Origin of the sequence: Chryseobacterium sp. C3 (genome assembly GCF_014218905.1) — a bacterium.
Taxonomy (GTDB): domain Bacteria; phylum Bacteroidota; class Bacteroidia; order Flavobacteriales; family Weeksellaceae; genus Chryseobacterium; species Chryseobacterium mucoviscidosis.
Map to the genome: position 1 here is coordinate 157,182 of NZ_JACLCU010000001.1, position 25,682 is coordinate 182,863.

General features: G+C 35.5%; 27 protein-coding genes. 7 read left to right on the forward strand and 20 right to left on the reverse strand.

What is annotated here, in order from left to right; all coding sequences use genetic code 11:
• The first annotated feature begins 162 nt into the window (after nt 1-162).
• From H6W53_RS00685 to H6W53_RS00695, 3 genes are all read left to right on the forward strand, one after another.
• Nucleotides 163-381, forward strand: a complete 219-nt coding sequence (locus H6W53_RS00685) for a hypothetical protein (RefSeq protein ID WP_185204462.1) — start codon at nt 163-165, stop codon at nt 379-381.
• Between the two features lie 336 nt (nt 382-717).
• The gene (locus H6W53_RS00690) at nt 718-2,529 is read left to right on the forward strand and encodes a TonB-dependent receptor plug domain-containing protein (RefSeq protein WP_185204463.1); all 1,812 of its coding nucleotides are present in this window, start codon (nt 718-720) and stop codon (nt 2,527-2,529) included.
• A 74-nt stretch (nt 2,530-2,603) separates the two neighbouring features.
• Nucleotides 2,604-3,320 carry a DUF2490 domain-containing protein gene (locus H6W53_RS00695; protein WP_076390320.1) on the forward strand — a complete coding sequence of 239 codons (717 nt, stop codon included), beginning with the start codon at nt 2,604-2,606 and terminating at the stop codon, nt 3,318-3,320.
• On the opposite strand, the gene H6W53_RS21430 is transcribed toward H6W53_RS00695, so the two are convergent.
• The 5 genes from H6W53_RS21430 to H6W53_RS00715 all read right to left on the reverse strand — a co-directional run bounded on the left by H6W53_RS21430 (nt 3,317) and on the right by H6W53_RS00715 (nt 6,569).
• Nucleotides 3,317-4,291, reverse strand: a complete 975-nt coding sequence (locus H6W53_RS21430; RefSeq protein WP_228457726.1) for a hypothetical protein — start codon at nt 4,289-4,291, stop codon at nt 3,317-3,319. The genes H6W53_RS00695 and H6W53_RS21430 overlap by 4 nt on opposite strands.
• 43 nt (nt 4,292-4,334) lie before the next feature.
• Nucleotides 4,335-5,351, reverse strand: coding sequence for a M48 family metallopeptidase (locus tag H6W53_RS21435; protein ID WP_228457727.1), 1,017 nt, complete (start codon nt 5,349-5,351; stop codon nt 4,335-4,337).
• Between the two features lie 20 nt (nt 5,352-5,371).
• Nucleotides 5,372-5,818, reverse strand: coding sequence for a phosphohydrolase (locus tag H6W53_RS00705; RefSeq protein WP_084196341.1), 447 nt, complete (start codon nt 5,816-5,818; stop codon nt 5,372-5,374).
• Between the two features lie 80 nt (nt 5,819-5,898).
• The gene (locus H6W53_RS00710) at nt 5,899-6,231 is read right to left on the reverse strand and encodes a YegP family protein (protein ID WP_185204464.1); all 333 of its coding nucleotides are present in this window, start codon (nt 6,229-6,231) and stop codon (nt 5,899-5,901) included.
• A 26-nt stretch (nt 6,232-6,257) separates the two neighbouring features.
• Complete coding sequence (locus H6W53_RS00715; RefSeq protein ID WP_185204465.1) at nt 6,258-6,569, reverse strand: hypothetical protein; 312 nt, start codon at nt 6,567-6,569, stop codon at nt 6,258-6,260.
• Between the two features lie 154 nt (nt 6,570-6,723).
• Here H6W53_RS00715 and H6W53_RS00720 point away from each other — a divergent pair, with 154 nt between their 5' ends.
• Nucleotides 6,724-7,128, forward strand: a complete 405-nt coding sequence (locus tag H6W53_RS00720) for a DUF805 domain-containing protein (RefSeq protein ID WP_087710015.1) — start codon at nt 6,724-6,726, stop codon at nt 7,126-7,128.
• A 52-nt stretch (nt 7,129-7,180) separates the two neighbouring features.
• On the opposite strand, the gene H6W53_RS00725 is transcribed toward H6W53_RS00720, so the two are convergent.
• From H6W53_RS00725 to H6W53_RS00765, 9 genes are all read right to left on the reverse strand, one after another.
• The gene (locus tag H6W53_RS00725; RefSeq protein ID WP_185204466.1) at nt 7,181-8,959 is read right to left on the reverse strand and encodes an acyl-CoA dehydrogenase family protein; all 1,779 of its coding nucleotides are present in this window, start codon (nt 8,957-8,959) and stop codon (nt 7,181-7,183) included.
• A gap of 48 nt (nt 8,960-9,007) precedes the next feature.
• On the reverse strand, nt 9,008-9,364 hold the full coding sequence (locus tag H6W53_RS00730; RefSeq protein WP_185204467.1) for a four helix bundle protein: 357 nt from the start codon (nt 9,362-9,364) through the stop codon (nt 9,008-9,010).
• Nucleotides 9,365-9,400: 36 nt separating this feature from the next.
• Entirely contained in the window at nt 9,401-10,579 is a 1,179-nt protein-coding gene (locus tag H6W53_RS00735; RefSeq protein ID WP_185204468.1) for a thiolase family protein, read from the reverse strand.
• Between the two features lie 102 nt (nt 10,580-10,681).
• A complete protein-coding gene (gene tnpA / locus H6W53_RS00740) occupies nt 10,682-11,146 on the reverse strand; it encodes an IS200/IS605 family transposase (RefSeq protein WP_076390313.1) in 465 nt (154 codons plus the stop codon).
• Nucleotides 11,147-11,230: 84 nt separating this feature from the next.
• On the reverse strand, nt 11,231-13,624 hold the full coding sequence (locus tag H6W53_RS00745; RefSeq protein WP_185204469.1) for a 3-hydroxyacyl-CoA dehydrogenase/enoyl-CoA hydratase family protein: 2,394 nt from the start codon (nt 13,622-13,624) through the stop codon (nt 11,231-11,233).
• A gap of 96 nt (nt 13,625-13,720) precedes the next feature.
• A complete protein-coding gene (locus H6W53_RS00750) occupies nt 13,721-14,170 on the reverse strand; it encodes a MarR family winged helix-turn-helix transcriptional regulator (RefSeq protein WP_076390553.1) in 450 nt (149 codons plus the stop codon).
• A gap of 165 nt (nt 14,171-14,335) precedes the next feature.
• Nucleotides 14,336-15,259, reverse strand: a complete 924-nt coding sequence (locus H6W53_RS00755; protein WP_185204470.1) for an ABC transporter ATP-binding protein — start codon at nt 15,257-15,259, stop codon at nt 14,336-14,338.
• Between the two features lie 447 nt (nt 15,260-15,706).
• Nucleotides 15,707-16,678 (reverse strand): iron ABC transporter permease, encoded by a 972-nt coding sequence (locus H6W53_RS00760; RefSeq protein WP_185204471.1) that lies wholly within the window; start codon nt 16,676-16,678, stop codon nt 15,707-15,709.
• A gap of 12 nt (nt 16,679-16,690) precedes the next feature.
• Entirely contained in the window at nt 16,691-17,245 is a 555-nt protein-coding gene (locus H6W53_RS00765) for a TlpA family protein disulfide reductase (RefSeq protein ID WP_087710029.1), read from the reverse strand.
• 33 nt (nt 17,246-17,278) lie between these two features.
• Between H6W53_RS00765 and H6W53_RS00770 the strand changes: the two genes are divergently transcribed.
• Together H6W53_RS00770 and H6W53_RS00775 are read left to right on the forward strand one after the other, a co-directional pair.
• A complete protein-coding gene (locus H6W53_RS00770; protein WP_185204472.1) occupies nt 17,279-18,403 on the forward strand; it encodes a ferredoxin--NADP reductase in 1,125 nt (374 codons plus the stop codon).
• Nucleotides 18,400-19,017 carry a vancomycin high temperature exclusion protein gene (locus tag H6W53_RS00775; protein WP_185204473.1) on the forward strand — a complete coding sequence of 206 codons (618 nt, stop codon included), beginning with the start codon at nt 18,400-18,402 and terminating at the stop codon, nt 19,015-19,017. Before H6W53_RS00770 ends, H6W53_RS00775 begins: the two co-directional genes overlap by 4 nt.
• A 41-nt stretch (nt 19,018-19,058) precedes the next feature.
• Here the strand turns inward: H6W53_RS00775 and H6W53_RS00780 are convergent, their stop codons facing one another.
• Entirely contained in the window at nt 19,059-21,656 is a 2,598-nt protein-coding gene (locus H6W53_RS00780) for a BamA/TamA family outer membrane protein (RefSeq protein WP_185204474.1), read from the reverse strand.
• Between H6W53_RS00780 and H6W53_RS00785 the strand changes: the two genes are divergently transcribed.
• Nucleotides 21,642-22,373 (forward strand): TrmH family RNA methyltransferase, encoded by a 732-nt coding sequence (locus tag H6W53_RS00785; protein ID WP_185204475.1) that lies wholly within the window; start codon nt 21,642-21,644, stop codon nt 22,371-22,373. The genes H6W53_RS00780 and H6W53_RS00785 overlap by 15 nt on opposite strands.
• An 87-nt stretch (nt 22,374-22,460) precedes the next feature.
• Here H6W53_RS00785 and H6W53_RS00790 read toward each other — a convergent pair whose 3' ends face one another.
• From H6W53_RS00790 to porQ, 5 genes are all read right to left on the reverse strand, one after another.
• Entirely contained in the window at nt 22,461-22,958 is a 498-nt protein-coding gene (locus H6W53_RS00790; RefSeq protein WP_087710037.1) for a phosphoribosyl-ATP pyrophosphatase, read from the reverse strand.
• Between the two features lie 3 nt (nt 22,959-22,961).
• Nucleotides 22,962-23,270 carry a phage holin family protein gene (locus H6W53_RS00795; protein ID WP_185204476.1) on the reverse strand — a complete coding sequence of 103 codons (309 nt, stop codon included), beginning with the start codon at nt 23,268-23,270 and terminating at the stop codon, nt 22,962-22,964.
• A gap of 84 nt (nt 23,271-23,354) precedes the next feature.
• Nucleotides 23,355-23,699: a YtxH domain-containing protein gene (locus H6W53_RS00800; RefSeq protein ID WP_076390302.1), complete on the reverse strand. Its 345-nt coding sequence runs from the start codon at nt 23,697-23,699 to the stop codon at nt 23,355-23,357.
• Nucleotides 23,700-23,794: 95 nt separating this feature from the next.
• The gene (cmk, locus tag H6W53_RS00805) at nt 23,795-24,469 is read right to left on the reverse strand and encodes a (d)CMP kinase (protein ID WP_185204477.1); all 675 of its coding nucleotides are present in this window, start codon (nt 24,467-24,469) and stop codon (nt 23,795-23,797) included.
• A 97-nt stretch (nt 24,470-24,566) separates the two neighbouring features.
• Nucleotides 24,567-25,559, reverse strand: coding sequence for a type IX secretion system protein PorQ (porQ, locus tag H6W53_RS00810; RefSeq protein ID WP_076390300.1), 993 nt, complete (start codon nt 25,557-25,559; stop codon nt 24,567-24,569).
• Between the last annotated feature and the right edge of the window lie 123 nt (nt 25,560-25,682).

Here is a 25,682-nt window from a genome sequence, read left to right on the forward strand (position 1 = left end):
TTTTTTAGTTTAAATATTTAATTATTTGAGTAATAAATAATAATATATATTTGAATCATAAATTAATAATATAATTTTTTTCATTTTTGTAGTTAATGGCTAAAGCTATGTGATAAAAAAGTTTTAATTTAATATAGCCGATAATATCTAATAACTAAAAAAATGACACCAAAACAATTAAAACACAAAAATGTTAAAAATATAACCGATAAAGGAAGTATCTATTTTGATATAGCAGATATAAAAGAAAATCATCCGGACTTAAAGGTTGATACAGAGAAAATAATATCAATACATGATGTAAAAGTTATCAAAGCGAAGTATATTTCAGAATGTACAGACTTTGATAAGAGTATAAAAGGAATCTTTAAAAAGGAATAATAAAGTCACTTAGTGTAGAATTGTATATACTTACCTAAGCTAATAACCACCGTAATAAGTATTTAACAGTCTGGTGAATTTTTTAAGTATTTTTAAGTTCAAAGTATTGTTTTTTATTTTAAAATTTGTTAAAATTGTACCCATAAATATGTAATATAGAAATGAGAAAGCTGTTCAGAGATCTTATTACACATTTAATGAGAAAAAGATAACGAAATTACTTCCCAAGATGCGATTTTTCAGTCGCATCTTTTTTTATGACAACTATCATTTGTCTTTCTTCATGATCTCCAGTACTTTTGCGCTCACGAAACTAACTGAGAATAAAAACTGATTATGATTAAAAGAATACTTCCTGTTTTTCTTGTAGGAACTTTCTGCTTTACGCACGCACAGGAAAAATCTACCGATATTGAAACAATTGAGGTTCAGGGAAAACTTATTTCAACCCCTTACAAAACGGCAAACCAGAATATTACCATCATTACAAGAGAAGAAATCATCAATTCTCCTGCAAAAAGCATCGATGAAATTCTTCAGCAGGTTCCGGGAATGGATATCAGAAGGAGAGGAGCCAATGGAGTACAGAGTGATATCGGTTTTCGGGGAAGTTCTTTTGAGCAGGTTCTGCTTCTTCTTAACGGAATCAGAGTGAATGATTCTCAAACCGGGCATAACTCCATGAATCTTCCGGTAGATCTTGATGATGTGGAGAGAATTGAAGTAATCAAAGGTCCTGCAGCAAGACGATTCGGGCAGAACGCCTATGCCGGAGTAATTAATGTGATCACCAAAACGAATCCCGGAAAAAGAGTAAAAATAAGTGCAGAAGGCGGAGATTATGAAACGTATGGCTTTGGTGTAAACGCTCAGCTTGGAAATGAAAAATTCTCCAATTCTTTACAGGCAAATTCTGCCGGTTCACAGGGATATATGTACAATACAGATTATGAGATCAGGAATGTATTTTATCAGAGTAAACTGAATATAAAAGACGGTGACATCAGACTTCAGGCCGGTTTTTCTGAGAAAAAATTCGGGGCAAACGGTTTTTATGCATCGAAAGCAGCTACGGAACAGTATGAAGAAACGCAGGCTTCAATTGTAAGTTTAGCACATCAGCAAAGATTTGGCAAGATGAAGCTCAGTTCAAATGTATATTGGAGAAGAGGGCAGGATATGTATCTTTTCAACAGACAGAAGCCAGAAATTTACCGAAATATGCACATCGGGAACAATGTAGGAGGAGAAGTTAATTCTACTTACGAATGGGGATTGGGAACAACAGGAATAGGGGTAGAGCTTCGAAAAGAATTTCTGGTAAGCAACAATTTAGGAGAAAGAAACCGTTTTGTTTCACAGGTTTTCTTTGAACATCATTTTTCTTTACTGGATAAAAAGTTAAATATCACTCCCGGAATTTCCTGGGCAAATTATTCCAAAGAAGGAAACTTTTTCTATCCCGGTTTAGATGTAGGATTTACCTTTAATCAAAACAATAAAATCTACGGAAATATTGCAAAAGTTCACAGGGTTCCTACCTTCACAGATCTGTATTATGTAAGCAAAACCGAGGTTGGAAACCCTAATCTTAAACCTGAAAGTGCGGTTTATGCAGAAGTAGGATACCAATATCAGACAAAAAATATTCTGGCGAAAGTGAGCGGATTCCTTCGTGATTCGGGGGATGCGATCGACTGGACAAAAATTAAACCGAATGATGCAGTCTGGTATGCGCAGAACATTGGAGATACCACTATAAAAGGAATTGAAGCTGAGGTGAATCATAGGCTGAACGAATGGCTGAAATATACAGTAGGCTATACTTATCTGGATAATAAACTGAATCAGCCGGGTAATTTCGTAGCGAGATATGTACTGGATAATTTAAAACATCAGTTCATTGCAAAACTGGAAACAAAGTTCCTGAAAAACTTTACCAATGAAGTCGTTTACCGTTACAACGAAAGACTGAATAACGGAAGCTATAATCTTCTGGATGAAAAATTAAGTTTTACCAAAAAAGATTTTTCAGTGTACATTTTGATCAATAATTTAACAAATACTTCATATACAGAAACTTTTGGAGTTCCAATGCCGCAAAGATGGTTCCATATTGGTTTATCGTATACTATTAATATTAAGTAAATGTTAATTAATGATGAATTAAAGTTAATATTACGAAATTGTTAATTCATTTACATTTGCAAAAATTTTTTTAGATGAAACTATTTGTGAGTTTGGGTTTACTTTTAGGGGTTACATTTTTTAAAGCACAGGAACATATTTCCAGCTTCAACGCACTCACCATCACTTATAAATTTCATCCTAAATTTTTCCTTTATCTGGAAGGACAGTCAAGAGGAATTGAAGAATATACATACCCCGATTACTACGAAATTAAAGGAGGATTGGGGTATAATCTTACCAAAAATCATAAACCTTTTATCGGTTTGGGAAGATATGCGACTTATAAAGATCGCTCTATCAACAAAGAAGAGTTCCGGGTATGGTTACAGGACGTAATCGATTTTAAAAAAGGAATTGTAAAGTTCGAAAACAGAATCCGTGCAGAAAAATCATGGTTTTACGAACCTCAGTCTGACAAAAATTCCGAAAGAATGCGTTACCGTTACCGTCTGAATGTAAGTGTTCCCCTTAATGCAAAAGAAGTAAAGAAAGGAACTGTGTTTGCCAATGCATACGATGAGGTTTTCTTTGTAAGTCCTATGAAACCGACTTTTGCAAGAAACAGAGTGTACGTTGGCGGTGGTTATCAGATCGATAATAGTGTGGGAGTTGTTGCAGGATATCTTTGGCAGAGAGAATTCAATGCTTCCTCAAACCAGAATTTTCATTTCCTGTATGTTGCTTTAAACATTAATATCGACGGAACGAAACATCCTGTTAAAACATTTGAATATCCCGGAGCGGATTAATAAGCTTTCTCTAACCTTTTCTGATATTCAATAAGCTCTTCTTTAAAATCGGTATAGATTTTATTGATTGTGATCTGATATTCATTAATCAAAGAAAATAAAACATCCACTTCCTTCTGAATATATTTGTCATGATTGAAATAAATATATTCAGAACTGATGAAATCTTTCATAAGCTGTTTATTTTCAATCGTTAAAAAGTCTTTGTATGCAGATTCTTCCGTAAAATGTGTCAGGATATCTTTAAACGGTTTTTCATTCTTTAGTAAAACAGCTCTGTGCTTACGAATTTCTTCCAATGGCAAAGTTACCATCATAAATTCCAGATGAGGAGTGAAATTATTGATAGAATTTTGAAAGACATCAAATTCTGTATCCAGTAAAGCAAATTTTCTGTATTTATCGGCTAAAATTTCTTTTTCGTGATCATCGGCGAGACTGTAAAAGTATCTGAAGACAAGAATGTCATTTTCGAGTAGCTGCTTTTTAAGGATTTCAAGTTCTTCTTTAATTTTCGGAATTAAAAATCCGGCTTCTTTTGATTTGTATAATCTTCCTTTGTAGGTAAAGGTTTTAATAGCTTTCGGATTGGCAACCAGATAATCCAATGTATACAGATCGCTTTCTGCTCCTGCTTTTTCATAAACCAAAGTAACTTTTTTATCACTGAAAAAATCCCGCTTTTCTGTACCTTCAGTATCATTTATAAGCTCATCAATATTTTCCAGAACGGGATTATGACTTTCGTAATATCCGTTGAACCCAGAACTTATCAGCCTGTAAGGGTATTTTTCATTGTAAAGCTGAAGAAATAGATCATTATCATCAATTATCTTACCCGTATTTTTGATATTGTATAAAGTCAGATATTTACTCGTTAAAATTTTGCATATTTCTGAATATCCGCGAATGATATTTTTTGCCAGATTATTGTTTTCCGCAATATTTTTTGTTTCATTTTTCCGGATCATTTCAATTCGTTTATCCGTTTCAGGATGATATGACCACTGATCTTCAATTTTTACGGGTTATATCTTCAAGATCAACTTTCGGAAGACCGTGTTCAAAAAGATGATTATTTCTTTCGCTGAAAACCTTCATCAGCAAAGTCTGGTTTTCAAATAAATTTTCAGGCAAATATTGGTTGTTACTGTCTGCATAAAACATAAATGCATTGTTGAACGCAGCATTGCTTAGTTCCAGTCTTAATAATGAAGAAGCCTGTTCTTTGGGATTGGTAACGTACGTCGCCACTGCATCGGCATGAAATTCCATTTCTCTTCGTAAAGAAGCATTGTTTTTAAACAGAAAATCTGAAAACATCTTTAATATATACTGAAAGACGTTTATAAATCCTACCGAAATAACTCCTGTGATCTGAAATGCCCAATGTCCTGAACCGTGCTTAATAGAATTTTCAAAATCTTTATTGTTATAAACCGTATCAAAAATAATTTTTTCAGCCTGATTCACGTATCCTCCAATTTTCATGCTTCGCTGCGAGAAATGTCCGAACTCATGCGCAAGAACGGTTTTAAGCTCACCAACCGTTAAAGAATTTACCAGTCCGATGCCGATGGTAAGATTTTTTTTAACGGGTAAAAACATACTCCAGAACGGAGAGCTGTAACTTACACTTGCGTTAACTTCCGGCGACAAAAAAACTTTTCCGGGTGTGCTTACTTTTGTCTCACGGATAATTTCATCAATGATGCCAAACAGTTCCGGCTGACTCTTTCTGTCGATTTCTATTAAATGTCTTGTGGTATACGTATTTTTTTTGAAAATAAATTTAATGAGGAAATAAAAAACAATAAATCCTATACTTATAAGTCCCAAAGCAATAATGACTGTAAAATAATTTGCATATAATGCGACAAGCCTTATCGCTCCATAGCCCAGCAGAAAAATCATCAGCAGAGAGATAAGAATCAGGATAAGGTATATAACAAAGAATAAAGATACCGAAATAACAGCAGAAATCAACTTAGAACGGTAAGTTGATGAAATAGGAGGAAGGTTATTAGTCATTGTGTGTTTTTTATGTTTTTCTAATATTTTTCAATCAGATAATGATAGGCTTTCAGGTATTTGTTAAATCTCTTGATGTCTTTTGGAGTAAGTTCCCGGTTTACCCTTCTCAGATCCATATTATCGCGCAGATCGTTTAATTTTACGGCAACCGCAAGAGGAGAACGTTCGGTTCTTCTTACGAAATCATCATAATCTTCATCAGGATCAAATTTTGTGAGGCAGCTTATCGCAAAAATAATATACTCCGGAAATCCCTGATCTCTTAAATAATCAAGGCTGAATTCCTGAGGATGATCTTCAACAACATCGTGTAAAACGCCTACAATTTTTTCGTCCATTGTTTTTCCGTATTCCATTACCCGCATAACGTGTGCAATGTATGGAGCGTGATATTTGTCGGTTTGTCCTTTATGTGCCTTATCGGCTATTTTTATTGCCCGGTGGAGCATTTCTTCTTTTGTCATTTTTTGTAAAGTAGATTACAAAAATAAAAAATGCCTCAAAACTATGAGACATTTTACAAAAATTATTTTAGGATATCTTTTTAATCGAGTTCTTCTTCCACGGAGGCGTTTGGCGCATTGTTTTTTACAGATTCAATGCCTTTTTCCATGCCGTTGTCAGATTCATACATCTGGCTGCTTCCGATAACCTGCCCGTTGGTAGCTTTCAGATTAAAATAAAAACGATCGTCTTTTGCGGTAAGTCTTTCAAATTTAGAGTCGTCCTGAGAGTTTTTTCTTACCGACTCAACACCATTCTGGCATCCTGCTTTAGAACTGTAACCTTCGCTGGAAAGAATTACCTGTCCGTTTGCCGCCTTTAAATTAAATTGAAACTCACCGTTTTTTCTTGTAGAAATAATAAATTTTCCCATGTGTATAATAATTTTTTAAAATTTGTTTATTTGGATGTTGAAGGAAGCTCTTTCTCCTCTTTTTTTGGTGCTTCCGGAGCAATAGAATTCAGCATTTTATAATCGTGATGATCTGTTTTGTTGTTTTTAAGACCAGAATACGCTGTTCCTTCTTTCGGTTTTGCAGAAGGCATTTTATACAAGTTTCTTTGATCCGATTTCTGCGGCGGTTGAATTTTCTTGAAATCCATTTTATAAATCCCGACAGAATCTGTTCTCGGAATTAAAGGTTTTCTGATTTTTTGCTGTGCTGAAAGTGAAGCTGAAAACAGCAGAATGGCTAATAATGTTATTCTCATTTTTTGTATTTACGTTAAAAGTATAAAAAATAATTGAATTTAAAAAAAGGTTAAATGTAATATTTCAAAGACAATTGAATTTTCTTTTTTATTACATCTGAAAAATTTTAATTGAAAAATCATTACTTTTGAAAACAACAAAAAAATTATAACTATGAAATGGTACTTAAAAGTATTAAAACAGTACGCTGATTTTAACGGAAGAGCAAGAAGAACTGAATATTGGATGTATCTTTTATTTAATCTGATTTTTGCAGTTATTGCTGCGGTATTAGATAATATTCTTGGTTTGAAATTTACACCTGAAATTCCTTATGGATACCTTTATTTATTGTATGCACTGGTAACTTTTCTTCCGGGGTTGGCTGTTTCTGTAAGGAGATTGCATGATGTGGATAAAAGCGGGTGGTTCCTGTTTATTTCCTTAATTCCAATTATCGGGGGAATATGGCTTTTAGTGTTGTATGCGACTGAAGGAACACAAGGTAGAAATCAATATGGAGATGATCCTAAAGGAAACTATAACGAAATAAACGAAATTGGACAAAAACAATTTTAATAAAAAAAATCCCGAAAGTAATTTCGGGATTTTCTATTATATTCAAACTATTTTAATAGTGTCCTTTCTCAATAAAATGAGCTGCCACTTTTTCTGTTAGTGCAACCACATTAGGATGATTGGTATACTTCGTGAATCTTCTTAATCCGGAAAGCATCATTCTCTGCTCGTCACCTTCTGCAAAAGAAACAATTCCTTCTTTTGCTGCAACGATGATTTTTTCAACTGCTTTGTATAGGTTTAACTGAGCCATTGCTGCTTCCACAGAATCAGGAGAGAAATGTTTTTCAACTCTTAAAACTGCAGATTCTGCCATATAAATCTGGTTAAGAATTTCTGAAGCGTTTAACAGTAAATGCTGCTGTTTTTCAATATCCATCATGTATTTCTGAAGCGCTGCTCCGGAAACCATTAAGAATACTTTTTTAAGATTCGCAATAATGGCTTTTTCTTCGCTCATGAAAGCTGAATAATCCGGAACTTCGAATGAAGGAATTCCCATCAGTTCTTTGCTGATTGCCATTGCCGGAGATAATAAATCCAATTCTCCTTTCATCGCTTTCTTGATAAGCATTCCAACTGCTAATAATCTGTTGATTTCATTGGTTCCTTCATAAATTCTTGAGATTCTTGAATCTCTCCACGCCGCTTCCATCGGAGTATCTTCAGAGAATCCCATTCCTCCGTACACCTGAATTCCTTCATCTGCTGAATGCTGAGATAAATCTGAAACGAAAACTTTAAGAATTGAACATTCTACAGCGAATTCTTCAACTCCTTTCAATTCAGCAGCCTGATGATCCAGTCCTCCTGCAACAAGTTCTTCGATTTTGTCTTCAATATTTTTTGCTGCTCTGTAAGATCCTGCTTCACTTACGAAAACTCCGGTTGCCATTTCAGCCAGTTTCTTTCTTATTGCTCCGAAAGTCGAAATAGAAACTCCGAATTGTTTTCTCTCGTTAGAATATTGAATAGAGTGGTTTAAAATTCTTCTCTGCGCATCCAGACAAGCCGCCGCTAATTTGATACGGCCAACATTCAGCGCGTTTAAAGCGATTTTAAATCCGTTGTTTCTTTCTCCTAATAGGTTTTCAACAGGAATTTTCATGTCATTAAAGAAAACCTGACGCGTAGAAGAGGCACGAATACCCAATTTGTGTTCTTCTTCACCAAAAGTAAGGCTTTCAGGATTTTCCAGTTCTGAACGGTTGATCACGAAACCTGTGATGTTTTTATCATCATCAATTTTGGCAAACAAAGTAAAAGTATCGGCAAATCCTGCATTGGAAATCCACATTTTCTGTCCGTTGATGATGTAATGTTTTCCGTCTTCAGACAATTTTGCTCTTGTTTTCCCTGAATTGGCATCAGAACCTGCATCCGGTTCAGTCAAGCAATAAGCACCGAATTTTGTTCCGGCTGCTAAATCCGGAAGATATTTTTGTTTCTGAGCTTCTGTTCCGTAAAGAACGATCGGAAGGGTACCGATTCCGGTATGCGCTCCGTAAGCTGTTGCCAATGAACCTGTAACTCCGGAAATGTAATCGCAGGCAAGCATGGTTGTTACGAATCCCATTCCAAGACCTCCGTAATTCTCAGGAACAGCAATTCCCAATAGTCCCATTTCTCCAAGTTTACGCATTACTTCTTCGGTAAATGCATAATCTTTTTTTTCGAAACGTTCTTTTTGCGGAACTACTTCTCTGTCTATAAATTCTTTCGCAGAATCGCGAAGCATTTTTTGTTCTTCATTCAGTTCTTCAAGACTGAAAATTTCGTTTGCAGGAATTTCTTTAATTAAGAATTCTCCTCCTTTTACTATATTGCTCATTGTTGTTTATTTTAAATTTTAGATTATAAATTTTAAATTAGATTTCAGTTATAAATTTTCAGATGAAGTTTTAATGATCTTCGTTAAAATATTAATGATACTTTCAATTTCTTTTAAATAGGAATCAATTTCGATTTGAACTAAATTTGAAGACTGATAAAGTCTCAGCCAATATCTGGTTTCCCGTGCTTCTTTGTTTGCAATTGAAAGTTTGGAAATAAAGTCTTTTTTAGATTGAGCAGCAATTCCTTCTTCAACATTGGCTCCAATTGACGTTCCGCAACGAAGAATTTGTTTTGATAAAATAAATTCATTCTGAGCTTTGCATTCGATATAAAACTTGATAATTTTCAATGCAAATTCAAATGTTTTAATCTGAATCAAATTGTCTTCCTTAAAACTCATTTCATCTAAAATTTATAATTTAAAATCTATAATTAATTAAAGAAGTTCAAAGATTGAAGCTGCTCCCTGTCCTGTTCCAATGCACATTGAAACCAAACCATATTTATTTCCGCGTTTTCTCATTTCGTCAAGAAGCTGAACCGTTAATTTTGTTCCGGTACATCCAAGAGGGTGACCTAAAGCAATCGCACCTCCGTTTACATTTAAAATATCCGGATTTAAGCCTAATTCCTTTTTGATCGCTACCGATTGAGAGGCAAATGCTTCGTTCAGTTCGATAAGCTCAATATCTTTTAATTCCAGACCTGCCTGTTTTAAAGCTTTCGGGATTGCATAAATTGGTCCCATTCCCATAATTCTTGGTTCCAATCCTGCTGCGGCATAAGCAACAAGTCTTGCTTCAGGTTCAAGTCCCAATTCTTTTACCATTTCTTCGCTCATGACCATTACGAAAGCTGCTCCGTCGCTCATCTGGGATGAGTTTCCGGCAGTTACACTTCCTCCGTTGGCAAATACAGGTCTTAATTTCGCAAGACCTTCAAGTGATGTATCCGCTCTTGGACCTTCGTCTATTGAAAAATCAAACTTTTTAGTCTGCATTTTCTGGTTTTCATCCAAAAAATTATATTCAACAGGGATTGGAACAATCTGATTTTTAAATTTTCCTTCCTGATTTGCTTTTAAAGCTTTCAAGTGAGATTCAAATGCAAACTGATCCTGTTCTTCTCTTGTAATTTTATATTGTTTGGCAACTTCTTCCGCCGTGTAACCCATTCCCCAGTAATAATCAGGGTTTGTTTTGGCAATCTGAGTTTCAGGAACCGGTTTGTAACCCCCCATCGGAATGTAAGACATCGATTCCGTACCTCCTGCAATAATGCAGTCTGCCATTCCTGCCTGAATTTTTGCAGAAGCAATTGCAATAGCCTCACTTCCGGAAGCGCAATATCTGTTTACCGTAACTCCGGGAACTTTGTCAGTGTTAAGCCCCATTAAAGAAATCAGACGTGCCACATTTAAGCCCTGTTCAGCTTCCGGCATTGCATTTCCAACGATAAGGTCATCGATTCTGTTTTTGTCTAATTGCGGAAGTTCAGCCATTAATTTTTCAATTACGGTTGCCGCCATGACATCGGGTCTTGTGAATCTTAAACTTCCTTTTGGAGCTTTTCCAACGGCAGTTCTGAACCCTTTTACTATATATGCTGTTTTCATATGTTTTATTTAATTAAATTTTTTTGAGAATTTTTTGCCTCATAGAGGTAAACTGTTAATAGTTGTTGTTTTTGCTTTGCGGAGCTCCGTAGGAGCGACCTGTTAAATTTCAATCCATTCAAATAAATATTCAGGATCATATTTAATTTCAAATTTTTCCATAAAATCCAGATATTCTTCTTTGAATGTTTTCTTTTTATGATGTTCTTCTTGGTTTAAAATATATTTCACAACTGAATCTATACTGCTTTTAGAGTAGGAAAAAGCTCCGTATCCTTCCTGCCAGTTAAATTTTCCATTCATCCATCCTTTCTCATTAATCAATTTTGATGAACCTGCTTTAATATCTCTTACCAAATCTGAAATTGTAATCGTAGGACTTATACTTACAAGAATGTGTATATGATCCGGCATTGCAAAAACTGCGAATAATTTTTGATTTCTGTTGGAAACAATACCTGTAATAAATTTATGTAATTCTTCTCTGTTTTCTTTTGGAATCAGATTTTGTCTTCCTTTAACCGCAAAAACAATTTGAATATAAATTTGGGTATACGTGTTTGCCATAAAACTAACAGGCCGCCTCTACGAGGCTCAATGTCTTTCTAAAATTATTCTGCTATTATCAGTTCGCTCCTACGGAGCTCCCTATTAATTTCTCAACGGTTTACCATTCTGTAACATATACTGAATTCTCTCCAGTGTTTTTCTTTCCCCGCAAAGCTGTAAAAACGTTTCTCTTTCAAGATTCAATAGATACTGCTCCGTTACAACCGTTGGTTCAGAAAGATTTCCGCCCACCATTACGTTGGCTAACTTATCTGCAATTTTCTTATCGTGCTCAGAAATATAATTTCCGGTTAACATCTGGTCTGTTCCTACGTAGAACATTCCTAAAGCGTCTTTACCTAAAACTTTTACTTTTTGCTCGATAGGCTGTGTGTAACCGTGTTCTGCTAAGCTTTTTGCCAGCATTTTAGCGGTTTTAATCTGGGTTCTCTTATCTACGGAAACAATATCTTTACCATGTTCCAAAATTCCCATATCGTAGGCTTCGTAAGCCGAAGTTGCCACTTTACCCATCGCAATATTCATGAAAGCCTCACGAAGTCTGTTGTTTTTAACGTCGTCGCTGTGGAATTCTCTTGAAGTTCTTAAAGTTAATTCCTTGGTTCCTCCACCGCCTGGAATTACTCCCACTCCGGTTTCTACCAATCCGATATACGTTTCTGCTGCGGCAACCACTCTGTCGGCGTGCATTGTCATTTCGCAACCTCCACCAAGTGTCATTCCGTGAGGAGCAACCACCACAGGAATAGAGGAGTAACGAACTCTCATCATTGATTTCTGGAAATACGCAATTGCCATATTCAGATCATCCCAGTCCTGTTCGATAGCCATCATTAAAATCATCGCTAAATTCGCTCCGACAGAGAAATTCGTACCCTGATTTCCGACAACCAGTCCGTCATATTCTTTTTCAGCTAAATCAATCGCTCTGTTTAAGCCATCCAGAACTTCCCCTCCTAAAGAATTCATTTTGGAACGGATTTCAAAGTTGATAATTCCGTCGCCTAAATCTTCGATGGCAGAACCGGAGTTGCTCCAAAGCGTTTTATTTTTTCTGATATTATCCAGAATAATGAAAGAGTCCTGTCCCGGAATGGTATTGTATGATCCTGAGTTTTTGTCCACATAAATACTTTGTCCTTCTTCATTCACTTTATAGAAAGTCTCAACATTTTTCACCCAGTCCGAAACTTCATAACCTGCTTCTTTTGCCAGTTCGATACCTTTTTGAACGCCTACAGCATCCCAGATTTCAAACGGACCGTTTTCCCAGCCGAAACCGGCTCTCATCGCATCGTCGATTTTGTAAACCTCATCGGAAATCTCAGGAACTTTGTGAGAAACGTAAGCGAATAATGCACCCAAAGATTTTCTGTACAATTCTCCCGCTTTATCTTTTCCACCAATTAACACTTTAAATCTGTCAATCGGCTTGTCGATATTTTTAGTTAATTCTAAAGTTGCAAAAGAAGATTTTCCCTGAAGTTCGTATTCTAAAGTATCAAGGTTTAATCCGTGAATTTCAGATTTTCCTTCTGCATTTTTCACTTTTTTATAGAAACCTCCATCTGTTTTGGATCCTAACCATTTGTTATCAACCATTTTCTGGATGTAATCCGGAAGGGCAAAAACATCATTGAAATTATTGGCTTCAGCTCCGCTTTGGCGAACACCGTTTGCCACCATTACCAATGTATCAAGACCTACAACATCCGCTGTTCTGAAGGTCGCAGATTTCGGACGCCCAATTACCGGACCTGTTAATTTATCAACTTCAGAAACGGTTAATCCTAATTTCTGAACATTGTGAAGCAGATCCATCATAGAGAAAACGCCGATTCTGTTGGCGATAAATGCTGGAGTATCTTTTGCTAAAACGGTTGTTTTTCCTAAGAATTTTGCTCCGTAATTCATGTAGAAGTCTATAACTTCAGGAGCCGTATCGTTTGTCGGAATGATCTCTAAAAGAGGAAGATATCTTACAGGATTAAAGAAGTGTGTTCCTGCAAAATAATGTTTGAAATCCTCGCTTCTTCCTTCTGTTAAAAGATGAATCGGAATTCCGGAAGTATTGGAAGAAATCAATGTTCCCGGTTTTCTGAACTGCTCGATTTTTTCGTAAACGGATTTTTTGATGTCCAGTCTTTCAACCACAACCTCAATAATCCAGTCTGTATTTTTTATTTTTGGTAAATCATCATCAAAGTTTCCAACCTTTATTCTGTCTGCAAATTTTGGAGAATAGAGCAGTGCCGGACTTGCTTTTTTGAGTTTTTCAAAGTTTTCCGAAGCGATTCTGTTTCTTACCGCTTTGTCTTCTTTGGTCAAACCTTTTTTCTGTTCTGCTTCAGAAAGTTCAAAAGGAACAATATCCAGCAACGAAACTTCTACACCAATATTGGCAAAGTGTGCTGCAATACCGCTTCCCATAATTCCTGAACCAAGAACTGTAACGTGTTTGATTCTTCTTTTCATTTGATTTATTATTTGTAATTGTATTAATTATTTTGTTTGGTCATTCTAAATGATATGAATAGATTCTTTCTTCGTCAGAATGACATCTTGCAGATTTTATTTTTTGTTGTTTAAGTCGGTTGCAATTTTCATGATTTCGCTCATCACTTCCTTGAAGGTATCAAGCTTTTCAGGAGAGATTTTTTCCATCACTCTCTTGTTGAAATTTACCACAACTTCCTTGGAAAGATTTCTGGAGTTCAGACCTTTATCTGTAAGCTTTATAATGACTTCTCTTTTATCAGTTGTTGTTTTTTCCTTATAGATATATCCGTTATCTTCCAGAAGTTTAATAATTCTTGTAAGGGAAGTAGGTTCAATTGCCATTTTCGGACCCAGATTTGTACTTCTTGTACCTTCTTTAGGATCAATTTTTAGAAGAGTAAGCGCCTGAACCGCCGTCGAATCGTGCTCCTGAGCTAATTCGGTGTACATTTTAGAAACAGCTAACCATGTCTGTTTTAAAATAAGATCTACGTTTTCTATTTTTTCTTTATTGTTATCCATCATTTTATCCGAATGGTTATAATCCAAATTTAGTAAATATTATGCATGCATAATATTTATTTACGTTAAATTTTGTTAAATAAATGGAAATCAGAAAGTTAAATTATATGATAAGCATAATACTATGCATGCATAGTATATTGTTTATATAAGGAAAACGCGGTATTAATGAATGGTTTTCACTAAATTAACGATTTCTTCAAAAGATTCGCATTTGAAGTTTTGTAAACCGTCATTGATGTGCCAAAAATTGTCCTGAAACTCAAATTTCAGAGAAGAAAGATCTTTTTGAAAGTTTTTTTGCAGCAAAGAATACAGCATTTCTTTGCAAGCGTCCGAAGCGATGATTTTAGGTGCCACAAATTTTTCATTGATCTGAAACAATGAAGGATTGATCAGTTCATCATGCTGAAGCAGGACATCCTCTACGATTCCCGAGAATAGATTACCATCTTTTACATACCAGATTTTGTCTGCAAATTCCTTGGCAAGACGCCAGTCGTGAGATGAAAAAAGAATTAATTTGTTCTGTTCTTTTGCTAATTTCCGGAGTGTTTTGAGAATGATAATTTTATTTTTTTCATCCAGATGAGTCGTGGGTTCATCCAGAATAATGATGGGAGCATTCTGTGTAATGGCCCTTCCGATAAATGCTTTCTGAAGATTTCCGTCCGACAGATTTTTAAGCAGCGTGTTTTTGTACTGCCCAAGATCAAGTTCTTGAATAATATGTGCAACTTCTTCTCTGTCTTCTTTTTTCAGCTCAAAATAAAAAGGATAATAAATGTATTTCCCCAACGAAATTAGATCTTCCACCGTATAATTCTGCGGAATTACCGAACTGGAGAAAACAATCGCAATCTGTTCTGCAATTTCCTTTACGGAAAGATTTTTCACATTCCTGTTATTGATGAAAATTTCACCTCTTAAAACAGGGATCTGATGCAAAATAGATTTAATAAGAGTAGTTTTCCCGACACCATTATTTCCAATCAAAAGGCAGACTTCGCCTAATTTCAGATGAGCTGTTGCATTTGAAATTAAGGTTTTATGATAGCCAATGTTTGCTTGTTTGATCTGTAGGTGCATTTTTTTAAAGAGAAATAAATATTATTAATAAGATAAGAGGAATTAAACTGGAAATAAAATATAAAAATTTATGCTCTTTAGTTATCCACAAGCTATAAAATCCTAAGATTAACGATCCAAAAAATGTTAATGGTACTGCGATTGTTATCCACCAGCTGTGTCCGGATGAATATATCCAATGCTTTTCCCTACTCATTCTAAACATTTTCGAATACTCTAAGAATAAATAACTTAATGCAAACATGACTATGTTCGCAATTATTAATTGTTTTTGTGTTATTCTTATATTCATATTTTATTTATAGATCTGTTATGCTGAAACTTTTAGATTCGATGGAATCAAAGCATCTCTACAAAGTTAGTTAGATTCGTTATTGATAAAAATTATAATGCATTGTTATTTGCTCCTTAAAAATTGACAATTTTCTTATTGACTTTATTCACTATTTACACTTTATTCTGCTTCAAAAGCATCAGTAAAATTACGGGAATTCCGAAAACGGAGCTTATTACATTTATAGGAATCTGTGTTTTTTCTGCGATGATGGAGAAAAAAAGCATCATCAACATTCCCAGCATCATGTTTAAAATCCATTGCTGCCAAAGCTTTGCCGGATTATAAATCAGTCTGCTGAAATGCGGAACAATGATTCCGATAAATAAGATAGGACCTAAAAAAGCGGTGACAGAAGCAGAAAGAAGGGAAGAAGCAGCAATAATAAAGAGTTTAAGCTGATTGAGATTAACTCCCAAACTTTGTGCGTATGAAGTTCCCAAAGAATTTCCAATCAATGGTTTTATGGTTTTAAAGCAAACAAATAGTCCGATTATTATTAAAACAGATAAAACATAAATCTGATTTCTTGAAACCATATTATTCGCTCCGAAAGACCATAAAATATAGTTTTTAAGACTCTGATCTTCTCCATAAAACTGCAACAGAGAAACAATAGCTCCTGCAAAAGCCGAAACCAGAAACCCAAAAATAATGAGGTACGATTTATCCTGAAATTTTTTGGAAATGGAAAGAAGAATCAGCATCAGTAAAAGACTTCCGCCGATGGCTGCAAAGCTTAAAAAACTGTTCTGAAGAAATTCCGGGATGAGAAGATCGTGCGAAAAAAAGATGTAAAATGCGACAGATAAACTGGCAATGGAAGTAATTCCTAAGATATCCGGTCCGGCAAGAGGATTCTGAAAATATTCCTGCATGAGAAAACCGGAAGTGGGGATCGAAATTCCTGCCAAAAGCATTACCAAAACACGGTTCACGCGTATTTCCGCAATCTGACTGTTGGAAGATTCTCCCCAAAAGTCCTGAAAATGTAAACTTAAAAATCCTGTATTCAGATTAATAACCGCTGCCAATACAATGGCTATCAATAGCACCAAACACAGGATTTTAAACTTGTCTGACATAAAGTCTGAAGTTTATTTTAATAAAGAATTGATTTTTTGGTTAAGTTGCTCTTCACTGATCATCCCTAAAGTTTCATCAGTTTTATCCCCTTTTCTCATGAATGTAAATGGAATTGCATTTCCTGTCCACTCTTTAAAATTAGAAGTAAAAAAATTACCGTCAAGCGAAGCACCGTCCAAAAGAATTGTGTTTTTTTCAATTCCCTGTTCTTGTACAAACTGCGGAACTTTTGTATTCCACTCTTCTTTACTATCCAGACTAATAAAAGTAATTTTTACCGGTTTGCCTTTAAGCTCTTCAATCTTACTTTTAAAGTGAGGAATTTCCTTTACACATGGACCGCACCATGTTGCAAAAAAATTCGTGACATACAGCGTGTCATTTTTTTTGCCTAAAAATTCAGTTGCCTGCTCATTTGTAAATGTCTTTAAAGCAGATTGAGAGACTTTTGGTTCAGAAACTGCAACAGAATCCGTAACCGTGGAAGTTTCTTCACTTTGTTGATTTTCCTTTTTACAGCTTGCCAATGAAAAAACTACAAGCGTGGATAAAATTATCTTCTTCATAAATTATTTTTTATCTATTTTTGAGTTGAAGTTATGGAACAACAAATCTATAAAGGGAAACTTACACAGTTTCATTGGTTAAAAATAGCGAAAAAGGAAGAACTGACCAAAAATACTTTTTCTCTGGAATTCGAGATTCCGGAGAATCTGAAAGAAAATTTCAGGTTTGATGCCGGTCATTTTGTCAGCATACAATTTCATGCTCACGGTAAGGAAATCATCAATGATTATTCGATGACTTCTGCTCCGTATGAACAAAAAATTACTTTAGGTATAAAGGTAAATTCTCCCGACGGAGCCTCTTCACAGTTATTTAAAAATTATCATGAAGGTGATGAGTTATTGGTAAGCGAACCGAGCGGAAGATTTACTTTAATTTCAAAACCCAGCGAATTCAGAACCATTGTAGGATTTGCGGCAGGAATAGGAATTACCCCGATTTTAAGTCATTTTAAAAATATTCTCCACAACGAACCGAGAACAAGATTATTTTTATTTTTTGGAAATAAAAGTTCTGAAGATCTGATTTACAGAGATGAACTGGATCGGCTCGCTACAATGCACGGAGAAAGATTGCAAATTTTTTATTTTTTCTCCAGAGAGAAAACCGCCAATAGTTTTTTCCATGGAAGACTGGATGATAAAAAATTAAGTCTCATCATCAACCAGATCCTTCATCTGGATGATACGGATGAAGAATCTACCATTTGGGATACGGTAGATGAAGTGCTGATCTGTGGAAAAGGAGAGATGATTAAAACTCTTGCCAATGCTTGCTATCATCACGGAATTCCGAAAAAAAATATTCATTTTGAGCTTTTTGAAGAATTTAATGACGATATTTATCCTATAGAAAAAGAATTTCCGTTATTAGAAAATGTGGAACTTTCTTTTAAAATGCTTGGAAAGGAATATAATACTATGCTTCCAACCAACGAGGAAAGGATTTTGCAGCAGCTTCTTATACAGAAATTTCAGGTTCCGTATTCCTGTAAATCGGGAATTTGCGGAAGCTGTGAATGTATTCTGGAAGAAGGAGAAGTGGAATTGCTTGAAAATGAATATTTAACGGTAAATGAAGAGGAGAGAGGACATATTTTAGCTTGTATGTCGATTGCTAAAAGCAAAAAAATAAAGCTTAACTTTGACCTTAGTTGAGAATAATAAAAAACATATTTAACCTGGTATTCATATCAATAGAAATGGGAATTCTGTTGATATGTCTTGCCAATGCGTGGGTTTTTGCGCTTACAGACGGAAGAACCTATACCAAAATTTCAAAAATTCCTCCAAGAGAAGTAGCTCTGGTTTTGGGAACTTCACCCAAAATGAGATCAGGTGTATCCAATCCTTATTTTACGAAAAGAATGGATGCGGCAGCCTTGCTTTATCATCACGGTAAAATCCGGAAAATTCTTGTAAGCGGTGAAAAAAGCAAAGGATATGATGAGCCTGCTGCCATGAAAAACTATCTTATTTATCAGGAAGGAGTTCCTGAGGAAATTATTATGGAAGATCCGAAAGGCTTTAATACCTATCAAAGTATTCTCCGCTGTAAAGATGTGTATAGAAAAGATAATGTAATTATTGTTTCTCAGGGATTTCATAATCTTCGGGCTTTATTATTTGCCAGAAACAACAGTATGAATGCGCTTGGTTTTGATGCGCAGGATGTTACAAAACCTGAAAGTTATTACAGAAATCAGTTTAGAGAGATCCTTGCAAGAACGGTCGCGGTGGTGTATTTCGCTTTGGGAATTTCGCCGGATTAAAAGAAAAGGTGGCATTTATGAGAAATACCACCTGTAAATTTTTAGAAAGGATATCCGAATGCAATATTCAGAGTAGGTTTAAACGGCTGAATGTATTTCAGTCTCCATCTTTCACCTTCCGGTCTGTTGGGCTCGTACATTTTATACGCTAAATCCAGTCTCAGTTTGATGTAGGCAATATTTACCCTTAATCCGAAACCGCTTCCTACACCAACCTGTCTGATGAATTTGTTGAATTTAAACTCATCGCCGTATCCGTTGTTATAATTTTTAAGACTCCAGATGTTACCAATGTCCGTAAAAAGAGCGCCTTCATACATATCATTAAAAGGCATCCTGAATTCGATATTCGTAGTCAGTTTTAAATTATCAGTCATATACGTTCGAACTCTTTCATCCACCTGCGAATCTGCAGGACCCAATCCTCCGAAAGGAACCCATGCTCTGATGTCATTCGGTCCACCGTTGAAATAAGAACGGATGACGGGCATATTGGAGGAGTTTCCGTACGGAATTCCGACTCCGATAAACTGACGAAGCGCTAAAGTATTGTTTCCGAATTTAAAATATTTTCTAAAATCAAGATCAAATTTCACAAACTGCGCATAAGGAATATTGAAAATGGTTCTTTCCGGACTGGTAACAACTCCTCCGTCATTTCTTTTCTGATTAAAAATACTGAAGATATTTCCCGCCAATTCTATTTTTCCGTTAAAATAAAAAGCATTTGGATAATCTTTTTTCCCTATCTCATTGTAAATAAAATTATAAATGAAAGAAGAAATCAATACATCCTGAGTCTGTCGGTCTTTATTTACCAAAGTTCCCACAAAAGCTACAAACCGGTCAACTCCCTGTTGATCTAATCCCTGAAGATAGGTTGTATCTTCAATAATACGTTGTGAAACCTGATCAATTGTCAATAATCCGGCTTTAAAATCCTGATAAACTGATGAGTTGTAAGCAAAATAATCTGCGAAAAACTCTTCACGGATAGCATTATCGTTAACGAAATAATCATAATACGCATCTTTGTTCTTCGTTAAACTCAGTTGCGTATTAAATAAGGTAAGTCTGTGCGTTACTTTATCATTTACCGTTGCCAGATAATTCAGTCCGGTATTAAAGTTAAGTCTTCCCAAACCGATATTGCTTTGGTCTGAAACTCCCAGAGTAATAGAGGAGGTTGGGCTGTATCTTTTCGGAATTAATTTGTAGTAATCGAAAGGCAAAAGCAATCTGGGAAAATTCAATGAAGCCTGCGCCGAGATTTCGTAAGCCCAGATCCTGTTATCGATATTTTTAGGATTTACGATTCGCCCGAAAGTTCCGGAAAGACTGGTTGTAAGGTTTTCCGCCCCTCCAAAAATATTTCTCGTGGTAAGATCGATGGAAGGAGAAACCCCGAAATTCAGGACTTCGGAATAGTTTAAATCTGTTCCCACTTTCAGGTCGTATTTCGGAAGCGGTTTTAACACGTATGTTACATCTACGATGCTGTCATTCGGGCTTGTACCGCCACCTCTTCTTAAAGAATCTCTGGCTTTCAGAATGCTGAAATTATTCATTGCCAGAATATTTCTTTTGGTGAGATCGAGCTTTTTCTGATCGTAAACCTGCTTATTTCCTACGATAATGGCTCTCCAGATCGCACGGGAATCGTAGCTGTTGTCTGTTTTATGAAAACGGATACCTCTTAAGCTGTCTTTTTTTGTGTTATTCGGAAAATCTTTTGCTTCGTCTACAATAGCAACATCAATATTTCCGATGGTTGCCTGTTTATAAGGACTATCAAGAGAATCTTTGCGGATTTCCATAACCAGCGGAACCTGTTTTGTGCTTTTTAGAGAATCTGCCACAAAACCTACCTCATCGCCCAAACTGTTAAAACGGTAATATCCATATTCCCTCATAAGATCATTAATCCTTCCAACTTCTTTTTCCAAAACAGTCTGATCCAGAATTTGTCCTTTCTTTATAAGAGTTTCACGGATTTTCTGCTGATAAAGGCTTTTGATATTTGGATCTGATATATTGTAATAATAATCCTTAATATAAGTAGGCTGATTGTGGGTAATAAAATAATTAACGGCAGCTTTTTTTGCAGCGGAATCAAGTTCATGCTTAAATTTCACTTCTGCATCCCAATAGCCGCGGTACGTCATCCTTTTTTGGATAGATTCAGCACTTTTTGAAGTTTTTGTCTGGTCGAGAATCACCGGTGCGGAACCCCAGTTGTGGTATAACCTGTCGAAAAACAGACTTTTACCCACACTGTTTTTCATGTTGTATTTAATGAAAAGAGAATCTCTCAGTTTTTGATTTCTCAGTTCATTAGGGTACGTCATGTACTCGTTAAGAAGCGTGTCGTATTTGGGATTGGCAGCATTGTAAAGCCAAAGGCTTAAAGGCATGAAAAGAAGCTGTCTTTTATTGGGCTTTTGCTGTACGTAATCTTTCAGTTCGCCATCGAAAGGTTCTTTCTTATCTTCAAACTGAAAATTGTTTTTTACCAGCAAATATTCGCCGTCCGGAACTTTTTTAGTGGTACTACAAGCATAAAGGAGACCTACAAATGTTGCAAATGATATAATTTTATAATACTTTTGAGGAGAATTCTTATAATGCTTACAGCTCATACAATAAAAATTTTACAGTCTTTAGATAAAAAGAAGTTCAGGCAAAAATACAATTTGTTTTTGGTTGAAGGTAATAAAATCATTCGTGAACTTCCTGATTCCAGATTTAAAATTAAAGAAATATTTTCTACGGATCCGCAAAAATTAGACCGTATGGAAGCTCCGGTAACTCATATCTCTGAAAATGAGTTGAAAAAAATCAGTTTTCTGCAAAATCCAAAAGATTCTGTGGCGGTCTGTTATCTTCATCCTGAAGAAAAAACAGAGGATAAAAATCTCCAGTTGGTTTTGGATGGGATTCAGGATCCCGGAAATCTGGGAACGATGATCCGTCTTGCAGACTGGTTCGGTATCGAGCAGATTGTCTGCAGTGAAGATACCGTAGATTTCTATAATCCTAAAGTTATTATGGCAAGTATGGGTTCTTTTACGAGGGTAAATATCGTTTATACAAACCTGACTGAATATTTATCCGAAACAGAAAATATCAACATCGGAACCGATATGGACGGTGAAAATATCTACACTTTCGAAAGACCTGAAAAAATGAATTTAATTTTAGGAAATGAAGGCAACGGGATGCGTCCGGAAACGGAAAAACTGCTTCATAAAAGTGTGATGATTCCTAGATTCGGAAAATCGCAGTCTACAGAAAGTCTTAATGTTTCAATGGCAGCAGGGATTATTTTAGGACAGTTGTTTGGAGGAAGTGAGTAAGTTTGAGTAGTAGAGTTTTAGAGTGGGAGTGTTTGAGTTTTTTTATAACCCTTAAAAAATCTCCGACTCTAAAACTCTAAAACAAAATTAGATAAGCTGTTCCATACTGGAAACACTTTTGTTTTTCTGATACGTTTCAAGTTTCTTTCTTACATATCTTAAGGCGACAGGAGCGAGATAGATCATCGCAGCGCCAATTAATTTATTCTTCCAGTTTGAACTTTTAAAGTTTTTTCTGGCATAATTTCCGACAAATGTTGTGACTGCAAGGTTTATCATAATATCCGCCGCATCTCCTTTGAAGGCAGAATTGGCGATTCCCATTGCTGTATTTTTATTGATCAGGGCTCCTTTAATTTCGGAAGTAATCTGTTTAGCAATAACATCTTTTCGCAGGACTACTTTTTCATCACCGTCTTCATCTACTTTTTCCTGAAGGTACTGGTCTGTTAAGCCATTGGTAAAAGCACTAAGGCTTTCCTTGGTATTTTTGAAGGTAAGGAGATCTTCCAGACCGTCTATTTCCTGCTTCAGCAGCTTTTTCTTTCTTCTTAGTTCCTCTAAGCTTTCATATTTTCTGCTCATAGTTTAATGATTTAAAAATTTAATTACCTGATCTGCCACATAATTTACGATTTTCTTTTTAAACAGCACGATAAGAATCATGGTTAAAAGATAGAATGCGGCTACAATAAGGAATCCGTAAGATTGGTCGCCCAATGCTTTACCGATAAGAAAGGCAATTCCGAAGTTGAACAGAATGATGAAAAAACCAAAAGCGACCAGTAAAACCACGAAATAGGTGATCATTCCTGCCGAAAGAGAGGATTTTTCGGTAGCTTCAATTTTCAGGAGATCGATCCTTTTCAAAGCGTATTCTTTAATAGTTTCAATCATTGTTTTTCTTTAAAGTTACAAAAAAAGGAACTTTCGTTTATAAAGTTCCTTCTCATAATTTACCTAAAAAAATAAACTATATTATTATTTTAGATCATTTAGTTCAGATTCTACATTTTTTACTACGTCTGCAGTTTTAGAAACGATCTGATCTTTGTATTTATCATATCCGTCTTTTACAGTGTTTGCAACACTGTTTGCTGTTTCTTTAAAAGTAGAAGAGATGTTACCATACTGGTCTTTTACTTTTTCAGAAACTTCTCCGTATTTATTTTTAGCCTGATCTTTAAGATCGTTCGCTTTTGTTTTAATTTTCTTTCTTGTTTCTTTACCTTCTTCAGGAGCATAAAGCATTCCTAAGATAACACCCGCTGCAGCACCTGCAAGAAGTCCTGCCAAAATACCCGCTGTATTGTTTTTTTTAGACATTTTCGTTTTTTTTAATAGTTAATAATATTAGCTTTTTACTTATGATGAAATGTACAATTAACATACCAAAGGAGAAAGACATCTATTAAAAAATGTTAAATCTTTTGGATGTGAGATAAAATCTCATCAATAGTTTCTTTTTTAGAAATGTTGGTATTATCAATAACAATGGCATCTTCAGCCTGCTTTAACGGGGCGATCTCGCGTTCGCTGTCTATTCTGTCGCGTTCTATAAGGTTTTCTTTCACCTGCTGTTCATCTGCTTCAATTCCTAAAGAAATCAGTTCCTGATAACGTCTTCTGGTTCTTTCGTCGATACTTGCGGTAAGAAAAAATTTATATTCCGCATTTGGCAGAACTACTGTCCCGATGTCACGTCCGTCCATAATAATGCCGCCTTTTTCTGCCAAATTGCGCTGAGACTGAAGAAGAAAATCTCTTATTTCTTTTTGTTTGGCAACAAAACTTACATTCTCCGAGACTTCATTCGTACGTATTGCTTTGGAAATATCAATATGATTCAGGAAAAGAACCAGTTCTCCATCAAGATTTTTAAATTCAAGCTCGATCTGATCAAACGAAGAAAATAATTTCTCAAGATCAATGGTTCCGCTGTCATTTAAACAGTTCTGAAGAGCAAACCATGTTACTCCTCTGTAAAGCGCACCTGTATCCAGATGAATAAGTCCCAGCTTTGCAGCAATGACTTTAGAAATTGAACTTTTTCCGGTAGACGAGTACCCGTCGATAGCTATTACAGGTTTTTTCATACTGCAAATTTCAAGATTTTTTCTTAAAAATCAAGAAACCTCAAGAGATTTTCTTGAGGTTTCTGATATTTATTTCGTTTTGAAAAATGATTAACGATTAGTATCCTGCATGGCTTGTAAGGTCAATAGAAACTCCTATCTGATTGACATTCGAAGAATTATGATATCTTACATGTGCGTAATCTACACGGAATCTGGAGATTTTAATCCCGAATCCTGCCGAAAGTCCTGAGAAATTTCTCTGATCTGCAACGGCTAATTCATTTCCTCTTTTTACATTGTACCCCAATCTGATGTTGAAGCCTTTTTCCGGAAACAGTTCTGCGCCTATCGAAAAATGATCGGCGATTTTTCTGCCTGTATTTACTTCCTGTCCGTTTACATTGTACTGGGAAGAGATATTAAATTCCTGTAAATCGTGCGCTGTAATGGTAACCGCCAAAGGAATTACTTTTAAAATTCTTGTATATCCCAAATCTACACGAAACGGAAGGTTTTCCCTTGTTCCGTTGAAAGAATTGAACTGATATCCGAAATTTCTGAAAACAACAGATGCTGTTTCCTTATTTTTTTTGTTGTGGTAGGTAATTCCTGCATTTCCTGAAATGGCAGAAGAAGTATAGGTATCAATTTTCGAAGTAATGAAATTCAATCCACCTCCGATCGTCCAGTCTTCTTCAAACTGATAGGCATATCCTGCTCCAATGGCAACATCCGAAGCTTTGAAAGTTCCGTTTTCGAAACCGCTGTCGTCTGTTCGCGGAATATCTCCGTAGCTCATGTATCTTGCATTGATGGTCGCCATGTGACCGTTATCAAAGTCTTTTGCATAGGCAATCGTTCCGTATTTAGAATCTGCAAGATAGGCAGTTGCGTTTACAGACAGTTGGTTGTCGGAATCTTTATTCAGTAGTGAGGGGTTTGCAATAGCAAAGGAAACATCACGATCTCTCACAGAAATTGCATCTCCTCCCAAAGCTGCCTGTCTCGCTGAAACAGGGATATTTAAGAATGGATAAACGTTTGTTCCTGTTTGTGCATAAGAAACAATTCCTGACAGAAATAATGAAAAAATGACAATTTTCTTCAACTCAGTTTATTAGTAATGCAAAAATAATTCTTTTTCGTACTTTTCAAAATATTTCTCACATTATTTATATTTAAATATTTAAGTTTTGTGAAAATCGTGGTTTTCTTTTAGGTTTCATTCCAT

Excerpts from the sequence above, each read along its gene's own strand:
- H6W53_RS00685 (WP_185204462.1), top strand. The coding sequence starts at position 163 with ATGACACCAAAACAATTAAAACACAAAAATGTTAAAAATATAACCGAT.
- H6W53_RS00690 (WP_185204463.1), top strand. The coding sequence starts at position 718 with ATGATTAAAAGAATACTTCCTGTTTTTCTTGTAGGAACTTTCTGCTTT.
- H6W53_RS00695 (WP_076390320.1), top strand. The coding sequence starts at position 2,604 with ATGAAACTATTTGTGAGTTTGGGTTTACTTTTAGGGGTTACATTTTTT.
- H6W53_RS21430 (WP_228457726.1), bottom strand. The coding sequence starts at position 4,291 with ATGATCCGGAAAAATGAAACAAAAAATATTGCGGAAAACAATAATCTG.
- H6W53_RS21435 (WP_228457727.1), bottom strand. The coding sequence starts at position 5,351 with ATGACTAATAACCTTCCTCCTATTTCATCAACTTACCGTTCTAAGTTG.
- H6W53_RS00705 (WP_084196341.1), bottom strand. The coding sequence starts at position 5,818 with ATGACAAAAGAAGAAATGCTCCACCGGGCAATAAAAATAGCCGATAAG.
- H6W53_RS00710 (WP_185204464.1), bottom strand. The coding sequence starts at position 6,231 with ATGGGAAAATTTATTATTTCTACAAGAAAAAACGGTGAGTTTCAATTT.
- H6W53_RS00715 (WP_185204465.1), bottom strand. The coding sequence starts at position 6,569 with ATGAGAATAACATTATTAGCCATTCTGCTGTTTTCAGCTTCACTTTCA.
- H6W53_RS00720 (WP_087710015.1), top strand. The coding sequence starts at position 6,724 with ATGAAATGGTACTTAAAAGTATTAAAACAGTACGCTGATTTTAACGGA.
- H6W53_RS00725 (WP_185204466.1), bottom strand. The coding sequence starts at position 8,959 with ATGAGCAATATAGTAAAAGGAGGAGAATTCTTAATTAAAGAAATTCCT.
- H6W53_RS00730 (WP_185204467.1), bottom strand. The coding sequence starts at position 9,364 with ATGAGTTTTAAGGAAGACAATTTGATTCAGATTAAAACATTTGAATTT.
- H6W53_RS00735 (WP_185204468.1), bottom strand. The coding sequence starts at position 10,579 with ATGAAAACAGCATATATAGTAAAAGGGTTCAGAACTGCCGTTGGAAAA.
- tnpA (WP_076390313.1), bottom strand. The coding sequence starts at position 11,146 with ATGGCAAACACGTATACCCAAATTTATATTCAAATTGTTTTTGCGGTT.
- H6W53_RS00745 (WP_185204469.1), bottom strand. The coding sequence starts at position 13,624 with ATGAAAAGAAGAATCAAACACGTTACAGTTCTTGGTTCAGGAATTATG.
- H6W53_RS00750 (WP_076390553.1), bottom strand. The coding sequence starts at position 14,170 with ATGGATAACAATAAAGAAAAAATAGAAAACGTAGATCTTATTTTAAAA.
- H6W53_RS00755 (WP_185204470.1), bottom strand. The coding sequence starts at position 15,259 with ATGCACCTACAGATCAAACAAGCAAACATTGGCTATCATAAAACCTTA.
- H6W53_RS00760 (WP_185204471.1), bottom strand. The coding sequence starts at position 16,678 with ATGTCAGACAAGTTTAAAATCCTGTGTTTGGTGCTATTGATAGCCATT.
- H6W53_RS00765 (WP_087710029.1), bottom strand. The coding sequence starts at position 17,245 with ATGAAGAAGATAATTTTATCCACGCTTGTAGTTTTTTCATTGGCAAGC.
- H6W53_RS00770 (WP_185204472.1), top strand. The coding sequence starts at position 17,279 with ATGGAACAACAAATCTATAAAGGGAAACTTACACAGTTTCATTGGTTA.
- H6W53_RS00785 (WP_185204475.1), top strand. The coding sequence starts at position 21,642 with ATGCTTACAGCTCATACAATAAAAATTTTACAGTCTTTAGATAAAAAG.
- H6W53_RS00780 (WP_185204474.1), bottom strand. The coding sequence starts at position 21,656 with ATGAGCTGTAAGCATTATAAGAATTCTCCTCAAAAGTATTATAAAATT.
- H6W53_RS00790 (WP_087710037.1), bottom strand. The coding sequence starts at position 22,958 with ATGAGCAGAAAATATGAAAGCTTAGAGGAACTAAGAAGAAAGAAAAAG.
- H6W53_RS00795 (WP_185204476.1), bottom strand. The coding sequence starts at position 23,270 with ATGATTGAAACTATTAAAGAATACGCTTTGAAAAGGATCGATCTCCTG.
- H6W53_RS00800 (WP_076390302.1), bottom strand. The coding sequence starts at position 23,699 with ATGTCTAAAAAAAACAATACAGCGGGTATTTTGGCAGGACTTCTTGCA.
- cmk (WP_185204477.1), bottom strand. The coding sequence starts at position 24,469 with ATGAAAAAACCTGTAATAGCTATCGACGGGTACTCGTCTACCGGAAAA.